The sequence below is a fragment of the Streptomyces sp. 8N114 genome, from assembly GCF_052245835.1.
Classification (GTDB): domain Bacteria; phylum Actinomycetota; class Actinomycetes; order Streptomycetales; family Streptomycetaceae; genus Streptomyces.
Genome location: NZ_JBQQBT010000006.1, coordinates 234,153 through 250,269, shown reverse-complemented (window position 1 = coordinate 250,269; position 16,117 = coordinate 234,153). Strand labels below are relative to the sequence as shown.

At 70.8% G+C, this 16,117-nt stretch carries 17 protein-coding genes; 12 read left to right on the top strand and 5 right to left on the bottom strand.

Features of this window, described 5'->3' with window-relative positions:
• Positions 1-132 precede the first annotated feature (132 nt).
• Entirely contained in the window at positions 133-1,281 is a 1,149-nt protein-coding gene (gene hppD / locus ACTWQF_RS16050) for a 4-hydroxyphenylpyruvate dioxygenase (RefSeq protein WP_443280057.1), read from the top strand.
• Between the two features lie 81 nt (positions 1,282-1,362).
• Entirely contained in the window at positions 1,363-2,730 is a 1,368-nt protein-coding gene (locus tag ACTWQF_RS16045) for an FAD-binding oxidoreductase (RefSeq protein WP_443280056.1), read from the top strand.
• Positions 2,731-2,840: 110 nt separating this feature from the next.
• On the opposite strand, the gene ACTWQF_RS16040 is transcribed toward ACTWQF_RS16045, so the two are convergent.
• A complete protein-coding gene (locus ACTWQF_RS16040) occupies positions 2,841-3,101 on the bottom strand; it encodes a hypothetical protein (RefSeq protein ID WP_443280055.1) in 261 nt (86 codons plus the stop codon).
• 106 nt (positions 3,102-3,207) lie between these two features.
• Positions 3,208-3,618 carry an SsgA family sporulation/cell division regulator gene (locus ACTWQF_RS16035; protein WP_443280054.1) on the bottom strand — a complete coding sequence of 137 codons (411 nt, stop codon included), beginning with the start codon at positions 3,616-3,618 and terminating at the stop codon, positions 3,208-3,210.
• Between the two features lie 350 nt (positions 3,619-3,968).
• Between ACTWQF_RS16035 and ACTWQF_RS16030 the strand changes: the two genes are divergently transcribed.
• Together ACTWQF_RS16030 and ACTWQF_RS16025 are read left to right on the top strand one after the other, a co-directional pair.
• Positions 3,969-5,819 (top strand): RDD family protein, encoded by a 1,851-nt coding sequence (locus tag ACTWQF_RS16030; RefSeq protein ID WP_443280053.1) that lies wholly within the window; start codon positions 3,969-3,971, stop codon positions 5,817-5,819.
• 133 nt (positions 5,820-5,952) lie between these two features.
• On the top strand, positions 5,953-6,699 hold the full coding sequence (locus tag ACTWQF_RS16025; RefSeq protein WP_443280052.1) for an RDD family protein: 747 nt from the start codon (positions 5,953-5,955) through the stop codon (positions 6,697-6,699).
• Positions 6,700-6,785: 86 nt separating this feature from the next.
• Here ACTWQF_RS16025 and ACTWQF_RS16020 read toward each other — a convergent pair whose 3' ends face one another.
• Positions 6,786-7,109 carry a hypothetical protein gene (locus ACTWQF_RS16020; RefSeq protein WP_443280051.1) on the bottom strand — a complete coding sequence of 108 codons (324 nt, stop codon included), beginning with the start codon at positions 7,107-7,109 and terminating at the stop codon, positions 6,786-6,788.
• Positions 7,110-7,806: 697 nt separating this feature from the next.
• On the opposite strand from ACTWQF_RS16020, the gene ACTWQF_RS16015 reads away from it, so the two are divergent.
• Positions 7,807-8,277, top strand: a complete 471-nt coding sequence (locus tag ACTWQF_RS16015; RefSeq protein WP_443280050.1) for a hypothetical protein — start codon at positions 7,807-7,809, stop codon at positions 8,275-8,277.
• 272 nt (positions 8,278-8,549) lie between these two features.
• Here ACTWQF_RS16015 and ACTWQF_RS16010 read toward each other — a convergent pair whose 3' ends face one another.
• Both ACTWQF_RS16010 and ACTWQF_RS16005 read right to left on the bottom strand, forming a co-directional pair.
• Positions 8,550-9,143, bottom strand: coding sequence for an isochorismatase family protein (locus ACTWQF_RS16010; RefSeq protein WP_443280049.1), 594 nt, complete (start codon positions 9,141-9,143; stop codon positions 8,550-8,552).
• 221 nt (positions 9,144-9,364) lie between these two features.
• Positions 9,365-10,684 carry a nicotinate phosphoribosyltransferase gene (locus ACTWQF_RS16005; RefSeq protein ID WP_443280170.1) on the bottom strand — a complete coding sequence of 440 codons (1,320 nt, stop codon included), beginning with the start codon at positions 10,682-10,684 and terminating at the stop codon, positions 9,365-9,367.
• Between the two features lie 215 nt (positions 10,685-10,899).
• Between ACTWQF_RS16005 and clpS the strand changes: the two genes are divergently transcribed.
• The 7 genes from clpS (at position 10,900) to ACTWQF_RS15970 (ending at position 16,004) form a co-directional block, all read left to right on the top strand.
• Positions 10,900-11,214 carry an ATP-dependent Clp protease adapter ClpS gene (gene clpS / locus ACTWQF_RS16000; protein WP_099881308.1) on the top strand — a complete coding sequence of 105 codons (315 nt, stop codon included), beginning with the start codon at positions 10,900-10,902 and terminating at the stop codon, positions 11,212-11,214.
• On the top strand, positions 11,214-11,936 hold the full coding sequence (locus ACTWQF_RS15995) for a DUF2017 domain-containing protein (protein WP_443280048.1): 723 nt from the start codon (positions 11,214-11,216) through the stop codon (positions 11,934-11,936). Before clpS ends, ACTWQF_RS15995 begins: the two co-directional genes overlap by 1 nt.
• Positions 11,937-12,247: 311 nt before the next feature.
• Positions 12,248-13,768: an amino acid permease gene (locus ACTWQF_RS15990; protein WP_443280047.1), complete on the top strand. Its 1,521-nt coding sequence runs from the start codon at positions 12,248-12,250 to the stop codon at positions 13,766-13,768.
• Positions 13,769-13,947: 179 nt separating this feature from the next.
• Entirely contained in the window at positions 13,948-14,388 is a 441-nt protein-coding gene (locus ACTWQF_RS15985) for a Mov34/MPN/PAD-1 family protein (protein ID WP_443280046.1), read from the top strand.
• 89 nt (positions 14,389-14,477) lie between these two features.
• Entirely contained in the window at positions 14,478-14,588 is a 111-nt protein-coding gene (locus ACTWQF_RS15980) for a putative leader peptide (RefSeq protein WP_372446451.1), read from the top strand.
• Positions 14,589-14,757: 169 nt separating this feature from the next.
• Positions 14,758-15,054 carry a MoaD/ThiS family protein gene (locus tag ACTWQF_RS15975; protein WP_443280045.1) on the top strand — a complete coding sequence of 99 codons (297 nt, stop codon included), beginning with the start codon at positions 14,758-14,760 and terminating at the stop codon, positions 15,052-15,054.
• Positions 15,054-16,004, top strand: coding sequence for a PLP-dependent cysteine synthase family protein (locus ACTWQF_RS15970; protein WP_443280044.1), 951 nt, complete (start codon positions 15,054-15,056; stop codon positions 16,002-16,004). The genes ACTWQF_RS15975 and ACTWQF_RS15970 overlap by 1 nt, the downstream gene beginning before the upstream one ends.
• The last annotated feature ends 113 nt before the right edge of the window (positions 16,005-16,117 follow it).

The following is a 16,117-nucleotide window of genomic DNA, read 5'->3' as shown; positions in this document are numbered from 1 at the left end:
TGACGTCGTAGGGCGGGCGGATGCTGCGCAGTTTGCACACATCGTCCGGCCGATCGCCCTTCCCACTGAACAAACTGCCCAGTGGAAACGCAAACTATTGCGCACCTTGTCGCCCGGGGCGACCCTGCGGATATGACTGAGACCACACACGCGGCAACCCCGCAGACCGCACGGCAGGCAGACCCCTTCCCGGTCAAGGGGATGGACGCGGTCGTCTTCGCCGTCGGCAACGCCAAGCAAGCAGCGCACTTCTACTCCACGGCCTTCGGCATGCGCGCCGTGGCCTACGCCGGCCCGGAGAACGGCAGCCGGGAGACGGCCAGCTACGTGCTGGAGTCCGGCTCGGCGCGGTTCGTGTTCACCTCCGTCATCCGCCCCACCACCGACTGGGGCCGCTTCCTCGCCGAGCACGTCGCCGCACACGGCGACGGCGTCATCGACCTGGCCATCGAGGTTCCGGACGTCCGCGCCGCGTACGCGTACGCCGTCGAACACGGCGCCCGCGGCATCGAGGAGCCGTACGAGACCAAGGACGAGCACGGCGTCGTCCTCCGGGCCGCCATCGCCACCTACGGCGAGACCCGCCACACCCTCGTCGAGCGCACCGGCTACGACGGGCCCTACCTGCCCGGCTTCGTCGCCATGGACCCAATCGTCCAGCCCCCGGAGCGGCGCTTCTTCCAGGCCATCGACCATTGCGTCGGCAACGTCGAGCTCGGCCGGATGAACGAGTGGGTCGCGTTCTACAACAAGGTCATGGGCTTCACGAACATGAAGGAGTTCGTCGGGGACGACATCGCCACCGAGTATTCGGCACTGATGTCGAAGGTCGTGGCCGACGGCACGCTCAAGGTGAAGTTCCCGATCAACGAGCCCGCCATCGCGAAGAAGAAGTCCCAGATCGACGAGTATCTGGAGTTCTACGGGGGTGCCGGTGTCCAGCACATCGCGCTGGCCACGGGGGACATCGTCGCCACGGTGCGGGGTATGCGCGCCGCCGGCGTCCAGTTCCTGGACACGCCGGCCTCCTACTACGACACGCTGGGGGAGTGGGCGGGGGAGACCCGCGTGCCCGTGGAGACCCTGCGCGAGCTGAAGATCCTCGTCGACCGCGACGAGGACGGATACCTCCTGCAAATCTTCACCAAGCCGGTCCAGGACCGGCCGACCGTCTTCTTCGAGCTCATCGAGCGCCACGGCTCCATGGGCTTCGGCAAGGGCAACTTCAAGGCCCTCTTCGAAGCCATCGAGAGGGAGCAAGCCCTGCGCGGCAACCTCTGACCGCCTCCATTGCGTGAAGGCCCAGCACGGCCCGGCCCGAGAGGGCTTCCCCGTGAGGAGGGGGGCTGTCAGGGTGAGGGGATGAGCGAGCTCATCGCGCGGCTCCGCGAGGAGTTGCCCGCAGAGGCGGTGCTGACGGACCCGGACGTACTCCGGTCGTACGCCAACGACATGGCGAGCTTCTGCCCCGCAGGTGCCCCCGCCGCGGTCGTCGTACCCCGCAATGTGGAGCAGGTGCAACACACCATGCGGACGGCGAACGACCTGCGGGTCCCAGTGGTCCCGCAGGGCGCCCGCACGGGCCTGTCCGGCGCGGCCAACGCGACGGACGGCTGCGTACTGCTCTCCCTCACCAGGATGGACCGCATTCTGGAGATCAACCCCGTCGACCGGATCGCCGTCGTGGAGCCGGGCGTCATCAACGCCCGGCTCTCCCGCGCGGTGGCCGAGCACGGGCTGAGCTATCCGCCTGATCCCTCCAGCTGGGAGATGTGCACCATCGGCGGCAACATCGGCACCGGCTCCGGCGGCCTGTGCTGTGTGAAGTACGGCGTCACCGCCGAGTACGTGCTCGGCCTCGACGTCGTCCTCGCCGACGGACGGCTGCTGTCCACCGGCCGCCGCACGGCCAAGGGCGTCGCGGGCTACGACCTCACCCGGCTGATCGTCGGCTCCGAGGGCAGCCTCGGCATCGTCGTACGGGCGACCCTCGGGCTGCGCGCGGAGCCGCCGCAACAGCTCGCGCTGGCCGCCGAGTTCCCCTCGACGGCCGCTGCCTGCGACGCCGTGTGCCGGATCATGGAGGCGGGCCACACGCCCGCGCTGCTGGAGCTGATGGACCGCACCACGCTCCGGGCCGTCAACGACATGACGAAGATGGGCCTGCCCGAGACCACTGAGGCGCTGCTGCTTGCCGCCTTCGACACCCCCGAACCGGCGCCGGAGCTGAAGGCGGTGGGCGACCTGTGCACGGCGGCGGGCGCGAGCGAGGTGGTGCCCGCCGAGGACGCCGCGGAGTCCGAACTGCTGCTCCAGGGACGCCGCGCCGCGCTGACAGCACTGGAAGCGGTCAAGGGCACCTCGATGATCGATGACGTGTGCGTACCGCGGAGCCGGCTGGCCGACATGCTGGACGGAACGGCCGGGATCGCCGAGCGGTACGGACTGACCATCGGGGTCTGCGCGCACGCGGGTGACGGCAACACCCACCCCACCGTCTGCTTCGACGCCGCCGACGAGGACGAGTCCCGCCGCGCCCGCCAGTCCTTCGACGAGATCATGGAGTTGGGCCTGAAACTGGGCGGGACGATCACCGGCGAGCACGGTGTCGGCGTGCTGAAGAAGGACTGGCTCGCGGCGGAGTTGGGCGAGGTCAGTCTCGAACTGCACCGGGCCGTCAAAGCCGCCTTCGACCCGAACGGGATCCTCAACCCCGGAAAGCTCTTCTGAGGGCCGTGTGGCGGCCCTGAACAGCCATGGCCGGACCGACGGGGTGTCCGTCGGTCCGGCCTGGTGGAACTGGCGGCCAGGGCGCTCGCCGCGCGCGTCCGCCGCAGGGCTCACAGCATCAGGTCGATGTACCACTGGCCCTTCTCGCCCTGCCAGCAGGCGTAGCCGGCGTATTTGTCCGACTCCTCGTCCGTCAGCTTGTCGCCCCACTTCTTGCACTGCTCAAAGCTCTTGACCTTGTAGGTCGCGTCCGGAATCCCGTCCCCCGGCTTGCCCGGACCGTCGCTCGCCTGGGCGCCCACGGCGGTCATGCCGGAAAAGGCCGCGACTCCGGCGACGACGAGGGCCATCTTCGTGAACTTCTTACGCATGTCTCTCCTTGCGAAGTTGGTACCGGACCGTACGCAGGGTTCGATGGCGGGTCCGGCAAGAAAGTTCACGGCGCGCGGGTTTTTTGATGCACCTCGCGGAGAACTTCTACTGCTCCAGTAGTTCGCTCAGCTGCTTGTCCAGCCCCAGCACTTCCGGCTCGCTGCCCGGCGGCACCACCCGCAGGGTCCGCTCCAGCCAGGCCGCCACCACAGGGGAGGGCGTCTCCAGCAGCGCGTCGCCGTTCGGTGAGCTGAGCGCCAGGCAGAGCACGTTGCGCCCGCCCACGCACGTCGGCCACACCCGTACGTCGCCGTCCCCGCACGGCTGGGCCAGCCCCTCCACCAGCAGTTCGCGCGCGAACGTCCAGTGGACGGGGGTCTCGGAGTGGATATGGAAGGCCATGTGGACGGCATACGGGTCGTCCGTGCGGTAGCTGAGCCGTGCCGGTACGGCAACGCTGCGCTCCGGTGCGAGGACGAGCCTCGCCTCCACTTCGCGTTCGACGACGGTGTGCATACGGTGCGCCCTTTCCTCTGATCCCCTGTTCCCCTGCGCGGGCCGCTGCGAGAGACCCGCACGGGGGAAGAGACCGCTGGACGCTGTTTCTTACACGGGTTCGCGGAGTTTTTCACCGGCGCTCCGCGGATTTGTTCGCCGGGTGCCCGGGGGCGCCGGGCGGCTCCGGGTCGCTCGAAGGCGGGCTTACCTGCCGTCTGCTTCCTCCCTGCGCGGTCTTCTTCGTTACTGTCCTCCTTACCGTCCTTCTCGGACAGGTGGAGGATCCCGCCGCACAGCCGGCGGCGGGTCACGAGGCCGCGCAGCAGCGGCCTGGTCAAGAGCGTCGTGTGTGAGGGGAGTTGGGGGTTGTGGGACCCTCCGGTACTCATGGTGAGGTGCCCCGTGCCGGGTACTATCCGGATCCGTCCATCCCCGGATACATCCGCTACTGGAACGGTTCGTCCTGGGTGCCCGGCACCAGCCGTCCGGAGCCACGTGAGGGTGAACCCATGCCCGCGCCGCCGCCCGTGGCGTCCTCGCCCGCCACGGCTCCCGCGCCTCCGGCCACCGCCGACCAGGAGGGCCCCGCGGGGCCGCCGAGCCCTCGGCGCTCCTCCTCGGACGAGACCGGCCCGGTCTTCCTGGACGAGGACGGCGACGGCGAAGGTGGCGAGCGCCGCGCCCGGGGCCTCCAGCAGTCGGTCCCGGGTCCGGAGCCTGCCGCGTCGTCCGGGACCTCCGGACCTGCCGCCGCCGCTCCCAGCTGGCAGCCGTCCGGGACGCCGCAGGGCGGATTCGGACCGCCCGCGGCCGACCCGCGGGGCGACTGGGGCAACGAAGGCCGGACATCCGGCCGTACGGAACGCGAGTCCGCCACCCCGACGGGTGCGAGCACAGCGGAGTCCGGACCGGCCGGTGCCGGTGGCGCCGGGGAACTCCCCGGCCAGGGCGGTCGCGAGATGACGGTCGGCCTGCGCCGCTCCGAGGTGCTCCGCACCGGTGACCGGGCCCCACAGTCGGGCGTCCCCTCCCAGTCGTCCCCCGCATCCCAGTCGTCCCCCGCACCGGAGAGCTCCCCCGGCCCGCGCGTCCCGGGCCAGGCAACCGGTTCTGGCCCGGGCCCGACAGCGCCGAGCGCTCCCGAACAGCCCTCCGCCACCGGAACGCACCCGGCGCGCCCCGGCGACCAGCCCGAACAGCGCAGTGCCGCGGGCACGGTCCCCGCGCAGGGCCCGGGCCACACCCAGGCCGCCCCGAGCGTGCCCGGCCAGGCCACCGGCGGACCCGGGCAGAGCGCGGCACCCGGCGGTACGCACCAGAGCCCGGCCGGGGCGGGCGGAGCCGCGGCACCGCCAGCGGCGGGCGGTGCGGCCTCCGGGCCACAGGCAGCGGCCGCTTCCGCCGGGGTGGCGTCAGGCCCGCAGGTGTCCCGCCCGGCTGCCGGCGCCGGACAGGGCGCGGCACCGGCCGGGCTGCCGGGGCAGCGAGGAGAGCAGGGGCCACCCGCCGGATTCGCTCCGGCGTCAGGGCCCGGGCAGGCGGCGCCGCTGCCGGCCCAGCAGGGCGGCGCCGGGCCGCAGGCGGCGGCCGGTCCCAACTGGTCGCAGCCCGCGGGGCTGCCCGCACAGCCGCAGTCCGGCGGTCCGGACGCCGTCACGCCGTGGCGGCCGCCCGCCGACGACCCGTTCGCGCGGGCCGCGCGCCAGGAGGCACGGCCCGGGGCGCTGGGCAAGCGGCTCGGCGCGCGGCTCGTCGATCTGGTCCTCACCCTCGGCGTGGGGGCAGGTGCCGCGTTCCCGTTCGTGGGCAAGGCGGTCGACCACATCAACGCCAAGATCGAGGCGGTCGAGCAGGCGGGCGTGACCCAGCGGGTGTGGCTGATCGACGGCACCACGGGCAGCTATCTGGCCCTGGTCGTGGGCGTACTGCTCGTCTTCGGGCTCCTCTACGAGGTCCTGCCGACGGCCCGTTGGGGCCGCACGCTCGGCAAGAAGCTGTTCGGGCTCTCGGTGGTGAACATCGAGGGGTACGGGAAGCCGCCCTTCGGCAAGTCCGTACTGCGCTGGCTGGTGCACGGCGTGCTGGGACTGCTGGTCATCGGGCTGGTCAACGCCGTGTGGTGCCTGTTCGACCGTCCCTGGCGGCAGTGCTGGCACGACAAGGTGGCCGGGACGTTCGTCGCCAAGGGCAGCGCGGGAGACAGCGAGCTCAGGCTGTAACGGCTGAGACGACTGAGGCTTGACGACCGGAGTGTGAGGACCGGGGCGCCCGAAGGAGTGCCGTCCCGCGAGCGGGTACCCCGAACAGCCCGCCCCGGATGCGGCGGGTCCACGAGGGCTGTGCACTCGGGCCATGAGCACGGAGCAGCCGGAGAACGACCCGTTCCGGAAGCCGCAGGAGCCGCAGCCGCCGCAGGGGCCCGAACGCCCTGCGGCGGGCGGACAGGCGCCCGGCCAGGAGCCTCCCGGCCAGGAGCCGCCGGGCCGGGAGTCCCCACCGCCCGGCGGTCCTGGCATGCCGTACGGAAATCCTCCGCCACCTCCCGCGGGCGGCGGGCCGGGTGGCGGCTTCGGGGATGCGCCGGGCGGCGGCTACGGCGGCGGTCGCGGGAGCCCGTACGACAACCCCTACGGCGGTTCTGAAGGTGCCGCGGACCCCCTGGCAGGGATGGCGCCGCTGGCGTCCCGCGGCAAGCGGCTGCTGGCGCGCATCATCGACGCGCTGCTGATCGCCATTCCGATCGGCATCATCGCGGGCGTGGTCGAAGGGGGTTATTCGACCGACGAGGGCATCAGCTACTGGCCTCAGCTCAGTTACACCCTCGTCTACTTCCTCTACGAGGGCCTGATGCTGACGAACTCGGGCCAGACGGTCGGCAAGAAGCTGATGCGTATCCGGGTGGCCATGCTGCAGAACGGTGCCGTACCGGCGGGCGCGCCCGGTTGGCTCCGGGCGGCCGTCTACCAGATTCCGCCGCTGGTGCCGTGCGTGGGCTCGCTGTTCTGGCTGGTGAACGTGCTCTTCTGTACCTGGGACAAGCCCTATCAGCAGTGTCTGCACGACAAGACGGCGCGCACGGTGGTGGTCGCGGCGGAGTGACGAACCGGCCCGGGGCCGCGGACATGAGCGAGCGCTTCCCCCGGCGCCGTTGCCGGGAGAAGCGCCACGATCGTTCGCCGGGCTCGTCAGTGGCGGGCTCCCATGCCCGCCGTCGCCGCGGGCGCCGGGGCGGCGGAAGCCGCGTGCTGGGCCGGCACGGGTTCGGGCCGGGCGGTGGGGGAGCGAGTGCCGGCAGCGGCGTCGGCGCGGGCAACCACCCGGTGCCGCTTGGGTGTTGGCTTGGCGGAGGGGGCGGTCAGTGCCACCAGCAGGCCAAGTGCGAGGGCCGCGAACGCGATCACGGCGATCCAGGCGCCTGAACGTGTCTCGGAGAGCAGCAGCATGGCGAGTGTGGAGCACACGACGGTGGCCGAGCCGTAGGCCAGTTGGGCAGGGTTCGGACGCGGCATGGCGGATCCGTCCTCGGGGGAGTGGGCACGGTCTGAACGTGTGAACAGGTCGTTGTGCGCTACGCGTTGCCTCGGTACAAACGGGGCGCCATCGAACGACTCTACGGTCCGGCATGCCCTGGCGGAAAGCGCGGCAAGCGTGAGCTGACCCACGCCTTAGTTGCACGGGGGGCGCACTGGCGCACATGGCTCCGGCTGTCCCAACTAGCGGACAGCAGAAGGGTCTTGCGCGAGTCGCGCGGGGCTCGCGTCCGGCGCCGGGCGCAACGCTGGCTCACAAGCGGCACACGCGCCCCGTACCGATGTTCGCACCCGCTATCTGATGGGGAGTTGGAGATTCCGCTTCCGCAACCGGTCGCGGCGACCTTCACGGTTGCCAGCGGTCGGCCCAATGGCGACATGAAAAATCGCGGGCCCTTCAACCACCGAGGATAGACAGCTCAAAAGGGTCGAAACTGGGCCACAGAGCAGTGCGGCTACTGACCGTGAGGAAGCCGCGAAGATCCACAAATGGGTCGCTGGGCACAGATGATCGACGGCTGTGCAACCCAGGTATGAATTTGTTTGCATCGTTGCAGGTCAAAACATGATCATCCGTTACCCCCTGGCGATCGGCGCTCGATCGCGTTTAGATGCACCGTGGGGCTGCCTCGCGGTGGCCCCGTATCGACCGACCCGAACGAGTCTCACGGGGGAGATGGTGATCATGTCAGGAGGCGGATTCGTCAGGCTTCCGGACGGCAGCGTGATCGTCGCGCTGACGCTTCCGGTGCCACGCGAGCCGCACGGCGCCGCGCCCGGTGCCGGTACCCGCCGCTCCGCCGCGGCAGCCCCGGCGGGCCGCGCCGGGCTGGTGCCGGCCTCGCGGCGCTGGTCGGCGTTCGCGGACGAACCGCACACGGTGCGTGAGGCGACGGTACGCAGACCCTGTGAGGAGCAACGCGTCCGCGTGCTGGTGCACGCAGGCAACCGTGCCCGCGCCCTGACCAGGCTGCGGAACCTCGGGCTGCGTGCGATCTATCTGCGCGGCAACGCGGAGCCACCCACCGCGGACGAGGTCACGGCAGTCCTGCACCACCCAGAGGGCCTGGTCTGGCGCGCCGTCCCCGACGACGACCGCAACTCCTGGCGCCCAATCGCAGCCCTACTGAGAGTCACCCCCGCCTAACCCCGCGCCCCGAGGGCACGCACCCCGAAAGGCACACACCCCGAAAGGGACGCGCCCCGAAGGGGCGCGGGACTGGCTTTTTTGCGCCTCTCGCGGGCGCTTCGCTGGCTTCGTGGCGTACGCGACCAGCCACGCGTAGCCACGCGCCCGAACGGGACGCGCGCCCCGAAGGGGCGCGGGGAACTGCGCGATCAGCCACAACCGCACCCGCAGTCGGCACTCGACGAAAGGTCCACGGCGGGACTCCGCCAAGGCCACCCGCGGGGGAAGTGCTAGGAGGCAGCAACCACGGGCTTACCGGTCAGCTCAACGCCGGCATCGCGAAGCTCCCCCAGCGCCAGCTGGACCGTCTCCTCGGAGACCCCCGCGGTCAGATCGAGCAGCACCTGCGTACGGAAGCCCTCCCGCGCGGAGTCCAACGCGGTCTCGCGCACGCAGTGATCCGTGGCGATGCCGACGATGTCCACCTCCGTCACGTCCCGCTCGCGCAACCAGTCCGCGAGCGGGACCCCGTTCTCGTCGGCGCCCTCGAAGCCGCTGTACGCGGCGGTGTAGGCGCCCTTGTCGAAAACCGCCTCGATGGAGCCCGAGGCGACGGCGGGGGTGAAGTTGGGGTGGAAGCCCACGCCCTCGGTGCCCGCCACGCAGTGCGGCGGCCAGGAGCGCTGGAAGTCCGGATCGGCGGAGAAGTGGTCGCCCGGATCGATGTGTGTGTCCCGGGTCGCGACGACATGGCGGTATCCGGCGGAGGCGTCCCCGACCAGGTCGGTGATGGCGGCCGCGACGTCGGCGCCGCCCGCGACGGCGAGGCTGCCGCCTTCGCAGAAGTCGTTCTGCACGTCCACGACGATCAGTGCCCGGTGCATGGTGCACACCTTTCGGCTGGTGGGTCGGCTGGGAGGGGACGGACCGTGACCGGCGGCCGTTGCGAGAGTCATCGGCAGGCGTCAGGCGTCAGGCCCCACGCGCCACGCGTCGGAAGCTTCGGACAGCGTCCGGAAACCGCCGTCACGTCCGAGCCTAGACACTCAAGGGGCCCGGCGGCAGTGGAACGACGCCGGTATGCGGCTCGGGCCCGTACCGGGGGTTACACGTGCTCGACCGGCAGCACCGGTTCTCCGCGGGAGAGCTGGGCCGCGGACATCGGGAGCCGGGCGAGGGCCGCGCGGTGGCGCTCCCGGGCGGCGTCCAGGGGCTCGCGTCCGACGACGGTGCCCCGGTCGATCAGCTTCACCTGGAGCAGCTGCCCGGCCAGCTCGGGCGGTACATCGCCGGTGCCCACCACCTCCGCCTCGGCCACGCCCTCCGCGTCCACCGGGCGGGCCGCCCACTTGGCGCCGCCGATGGAGGTCTTGCCGCCGGTCGAGCGCTTGGCCACCGCGCGGAGCGGGGCGCCGGGCCCTTCGGAGTCGGCGCGGGCCACCAGCTTGTAGACCATCGAGCAGGTCGGGTGGCCGCTGCCGGTGACCAGCTGGGTGCCGACGCCGTACGCGTCCACGGGGGCCGCGGCCAGCGAGGCGATGGCGTACTCGTCCAGGTCGCTGGTGACCACGATCTTGGTCCGGTCAGCGCCCAGCTCGTCCAGCTGCTGGCGTACCCGGTGGGCCACCAGCAGCAGGTCCCCGGAGTCGATGCGGACGGCGCCGAGATCCGGGCCCGCCACCTCCACGGCCGTACGGACCGCCTCGGCCACGTCGTAGGTGTCCACCAGCAGCGTCGTACCGCTGCCCAGCGACTCGACCTGCGCGGTGAACGCGTCCCGCTCGGTGTCGTGCAGCAGGGTGAAGGCGTGGGCGCTGGTGCCCACGCTGGGGATGCCGTAGCGGAACCCGGCGGCCAGGTCGGAGGTGGTGTCGAAGCCGCCCACATAGGCGGCGCGGGCCGCCGCGACGGCGCCGAGCTCGTGGGTGCGCCGGGCGCCCATCTCGATCAGCGGGCGGCCGGCGGCGGCGACGGCCATCCGGGAGGCGGCGGCTGCCACGGCCGAGTCGTGGTTGAGGATGGAGAGGATCACCGTCTCCAGCAGCACGCACTCGGCGAACGTCCCCTCCACCCGCAGGATGGGCGAGCCGGGGAAGTAGACCTCGCCTTCCGGGTAGCCGAGGACGTCGCCCTTGAAGCGGTAGTCGGCGAGCCACCGAAGGGTCGGCTCGTCCACCACGCGTGTCTCGCGCAGGAAGTCGAGCAGCTGGTCGTCGAAGCGGAAGTTCTCCACCGCGTCCAGCACCCGCCCGGTGCCCGCGACGACGCCGTAGCGGCGGCCCTCGGGGAGCCGGCGGGTGAAGACCTCGAAGACTGAGCGCCGCTCGGCCGTCCCGGCGCGCAGTGCGGCCTGGAGCATGGTCAGCTCGTACTGGTCGGTGAAGAGCGCGGTGGAGGGCACGGCCACCGGCAGGCCCGTCTCCATCCGCCGGGCGTGTTCCTGCCGGGCGTCCACGGCCTGCCGGGTGTCCGCCGTCTGCCGGGAGTCATGCGGGGGCTGCCCTGTGGGGGAATCCAGCACTGCTGCCTCACCTCGTGTGTTCGGGTCGCTCATTGCGAGCGTACCCCGGATCTCGTCAGCTTGACGATATACGGTGACCGGGGGTGCTGCTTGGGCGGCCCCGGGCGCCGGGTGGCAGCATGGGACCTGTGAGTGTCGCCACCCCAACGGAGATCGAGCGCCCGGAGACCACCGAGGAGCCCGTCGAGGTTCCCGAGCCGGATGTGCCCTGGGTGACCGTCGTGCACAACGACCCGGTCAACCTCATGAGCTATGTGACGTACGTGTTCCAGGCGTACTTCGGCTATTCGAAGGAGAAGGCGAAAAAGCTGATGCTCGACGTCCACCACAAGGGACGCGCCATCGTCTCCAGCGGTACCCGCGAGGAGATGGAGCGCGACGTGCAGGCCATGCACAGCTACGGGCTGTGGGCCACGCTCACCCAGGACCGCTGATGGCGGGGCACTTCGAGCCGACCGAGGACGGTGGCGCCGCCATCGCGCTGGACGAGGTGGAGATCTCGATCCTGCGTAGTCTGGTGATGCAGCTGCTGGAACTGATCGGCCCCGGCAGCGAGCCCGCCGACCAGCCGCGCCCGCCGCAGGACGCCGGGCGGCCCGGCGGACCGGGCGAGGGCTCCACGAGGGGCGAGGGCGGCAGCCTGGAGGACGAGCTGGCGGGTATCGAGGCCGTCTCCTGGCCGCCGTTCGCCGACGGCCCCAGCGAGCCGCCCGCCGATCCGGCGCTGGCCCGGCTCTTCCCGGACGCCTACGGCCCCGGGCCGGACGCCACGCCTGACGAGGACCTGGCCGCGGACAGCGACGAGGCCGCGCGGGCGAAGCGCGACCGGGCGGCGTCCGCGGAGTTCCGCCGCTACACGGAGAACGACCTGCGGGCCCGCAAGCGGGAGGACGGGCTGGCCGTGGTGCGTGCGCTGGACGCGCTGACGCCGGGGGAGCGGGGGGCCGTGCTCACCCTCACCCCGCAGGAGTCCAAGCAGTGGCTGGGCGCTCTCAACGATCTGCGGCTGGCCATCGGTACCCGCCTCGAGGTGAGCGACGACAGCGACGACGAGCTGTACCAGCTGGCCGACTCCGACGAACGCAAGCCCATGGTGATGGCCTATCTGTGGCTGGGCGGCCTCCAGGAGACCTTGGTCGAGACGCTGATGCCGTGACATGTCCCGATGACGAACAGCCGACGCTTGTGCGGTTGTTCGGTAATCGGCGAGTAAAGCCCTCTTAACGAACGCATCACACTCGGTGCTTTCCGAGCGTGATGTCCTTCTCTGCCCTTTCTGACCGTGAGCCGGGTCACGCGTTGGGGACAGTCCTCCGTGGTACACCTGCACGGATCCGCTGTCCGCGGGGCAACACCCCTGCCCGCACAGCGGTGCACCGCCGGCCGATCGTCGGCACGCACAACTCCACCGGGGGGATCGGGACCCGATCCGGAAAGGCCGGATCGGAATGGAGAAAGGCGCACCACATGACCTCCGAGAAGGTCGCGGACGGCAGGGGGAAACCCGCATCCGCAAGCACGGGCGGAAGCAGCGGCGCGGCCGGGCCTTCCGACGAGGGCTACCAGCGAGGGCTGGGCAGCCGCCAGGTCCAGATGATCGCCATCGGCGGTGCCATCGGTGTCGGCCTGTTCATGGGAGCCGGGGCGAACATCGCCAAGGCCGGACCCAGCATCATCCTGATGTACGCCCTGGCGGGCGTCGTCATCTTCTTCATCATGCGGGCGCTCGGCGAACTGCTGATGTACCGCCCGGTCTCCGGCAGTTTCGCGGAGTACGCCCGGGAGTTCCTGGGGCCGTTCTTCGGCTTTGTGACGGGCTGGACGTACTGGCTGCTGTGGGTCGTGACCGGCATGGCCGAGCTCACCGCGGCGGCGATCTACATCCACTACTGGTTCCCGGACATTCCGCAGTGGGTCAGCGCGCTGGTCTTCCTGGTGGTGCTGTTCGGGGTGAACCTGATCTCGGTGAAGGTCTTCGGCGAGGTCGAGTTCTGGTTCTCGATGATCAAGGTCACCGCGATCATCGGCATGATCGTGATCGGTCTCGGCGTGCTCACCCTGGGCTTCTCGCAGGCCGGTGACACCGCTGCCGTCAGCAACCTGTGGGCCCACGAAGGCTTCTTCCCGACCGGTATCGGATCCAGCCTGATGACGCTGCAGGGCGTGATGTTCGCCTACATCGCGGTGGAACTCGTCGGTATCACCGCGGGCGAGAGCCAGGACCCGGAGACAACGCTGCCCAAGGCGATCAACACGCTGCCGTGGCGCATCATCATCTTCTACGTCGGCTCGCTCGTCGTGATCCTGTCCGTGGTCAAGTGGACCGAGTTCTCCGACGGCGTCAGCCCCTTCGTGGCCGCGTTCGGCAAGATCGGCATTCCGCTCGGTGCCGGCATCGTCAACTTCGTCGTGCTGACCGCCGCGCTCTCCTCCTGCAACTCCGGTATGTACTCCACCGGCCGCATGCTGCGGGACCTGGCGGAGAACAAGGAGGCCCCCGGCTACTTCGAGCGCCTGAACAAGCGGCAGTCCCCCGCGCCGGGCATCGCCGTCTCGGTGCTGCTCATGGGCATCGGTGTGGTGCTCAACTACGTGGTGCCGGAGAAGGCGTTCGCCTACGTGACCTCGGTCGCCACCGCGTGCGGCATCTGGACCTGGATGATGATCCTCGTCAGCCACCTGATGTACCGGCGGGCCGTCGTCGCGGGACGGCTGCCGAAGTCCTCGTTCCCCGCGCCGGGCGGCAGCGTCTTCACCTGGGTCGCGCTGCTCTTCCTCACCATGGTGCTGGTGATCGTGGCACTCGACGAGACGGCGCGGATCTCGCTGTACGTCGGCGCCGGCTGGGCCGTGCTGCTGGGCGCGTACTGGCTGCTGCACGCCCGTCGGGCCGCGCACGCGCACCGCTCCTCGTTGCCCCCGATCGGGGCGCCGGTGACCGCGAGCGCCGGCAGGCTCGAGCCCGAGGCCGCCACCGGCCAGGACTGAGGCCGCCACCGGCCAGGACTGAGGCCGCCACCGGCCTGGACCCGGGAGGGTCCGGACGCCGGGTTCGCAGGGCCGGACCGTACTGCTCAGGCGTACGGTCCGGCCCTTCGTGCGCGCCCGGGCGGGTGGCGGGGAGGGGGCGCGGACGGGTGTGCGCGGGCGCGCATATCCTGGCGGTCATGCTGACCATCACCCAGGAGCTGCACGACCGGATCGTCGCCCACGCCCGCGCGGACCACCCCGACGAGGCGTGCGGCGTGATCGCGGGACCGGTCGGCGAGGGCCGGCCCGAGCGCTTCATCCCGATGCTGAACGCGGCGCGCTCGCCCACCTTCTACGAGTTCGACTCGACCGACCTGCTCAAGCTCTACCGCGAGATGGACGACCGCGACGAGGAACCCGTCGTGATCTACCACTCGCACACCGCCACCGAGGCGTACCCGTCCCGTACGGACATCTCCTACGCCAACGAGCCCGGCGCGCACTACGTCCTCGTCTCCACCGCCGAGTGCGGCAACGACGAGGGCCCGTTCTCCTTCCGCTCGTTCCGCATCGTGGACGGCGAGGTCACCGAGGAAGAGGTCGAGGTCGTCGAGAGCTATGGAGCTCAGGGCTCCTGAGAGCCGCTGACCGGCGTCCGTGAGACGGATCGGTCCGCATCATGAAACTCACATCCGATTCCGCCGCCGGGAATCGTTACGATGAGCCCATGGTTGTCCACGACGTGAGCGCATTCGAGAAGACCCCGGGCATGCTGCTCGTGGCGCGCCTGCACGTCGACCTGTGCCGCCTCGCCAGCGCGATCTGTCCACCGGCCTGACGCGTGCCCGCTCGGGTGGCCACTCGTGCGCCCGCCCGGCCCCGTCAGTACGCCCTGCCCGCGGTACGGGGCATGCGCTGCGCCCGCAGCCGCCCACCCCGGTCACTGCCGGGCGGTACCCAGCCCGCCGAACAGCCAGCCCTCTTTCCTCTCCGACGGGAGCACTCTCATGGCCATCGAGGTCCGCATTCCGACCATCCTCCGCACCTACACCGACGGCCAGAAAGCGGTCGAGGGCAGTGGCGACACCATCGGTGAGCTCTTCGCCGACCTGGAGAGCCGCCACACCGGAATCCAGGACCGCCTGGTGGACGGCGGTGAGCTGCGCCGCTTCGTGAACGTCTACCTCAACGACGAGGACGTGCGCTTCCTGGACGGCATCACCACCAAGGTCAGCGACGGCGACAGCGTGACGATCCTGCCCGCGGTGGCCGGAGGAAGCATGCACGCGGGCCTGATGCGCTGATGCGCTACGACTCCCCGCTCGACGCCGTCGGCAACACACCCCTCGTACGGCTCCCGAGGCTCTCGCCCTCCGAGGACGTACGGATCTGGGCGAAGCTGGAGGACCGCAACCCCACCGGCTCCGTCAAGGACCGTCCGGCCCTGCACATGGTCGAACAGGCCGAGAAGGACGGCCGGTTGCGGCCCGGCTGCACCATCCTGGAGCCGACCTCCGGCAACACCGGCATCTCGCTGGCGATGGCGGCCAGGCTCAAGGGCTACCGCATCGTCTGCGTCATGCCGGAGAACACCAGCGAGGAGCGGCGCCAGCTGCTGGCCATGTGGGGCGCGGAGATCATCTCGTCCCCCGCGGCGGGCGGCTCCAACACGGCGGTACGGGTGGCCAAGGAACTGGCGGCCGAGCACCCGGACTGGGTGATGCTCTACCAGTACGGCAATCCCGACAACGCGGGCGCGCACTACGTCACCACGGGCCCCGAGATCCTCGCCGACCTGCCGTCGGTCACCCACTTCGTGGCGGGCCTGGGCACCACCGGCACGCTGATGGGCGCGGGCCGCTATCTGCGCGAGCACCGTCCCGACATCCAGATCGTCGCCGCCGAGCCGCGCTACGACGACCTGGTCTACGGGCTGCGCAACCTGGACGAGGGCTTCGTTCCCGAGCTGTACGACGAGTCCGTGCTGACCACCCGCTTCTCGGTCGGCTCCGCGGACGCGGTCACCCGAACCAGGGAACTCCTCGCGCAGGAGGGCATCTTCGCGGGCGTCTCCACGGGCGCGGCGCTGCACGCCGCGATCGGTGTCGGCCGCAAGGCGCTCCGCGCCGGGGAGAGCGCCGACATCGTCTTCCTCGTCGCCGACGGCGGCTGGAAGTACCTCTCGACGGGTCTCTACACCGCCGACTCCGACGAAGCCGCCATCGCCACCGTCCAGGGCCAGCTCTGGGCCTGAGGGCGAACGCTCCAGTTGCGGAGCCCGCCTGCTCCTCCGGGCCCTCGCCGTCGGGCAGGGGTCTGGGGGTGTGGCCCCCAGGACCATTGCCGCCGCGACGGCGGGCAACCAGG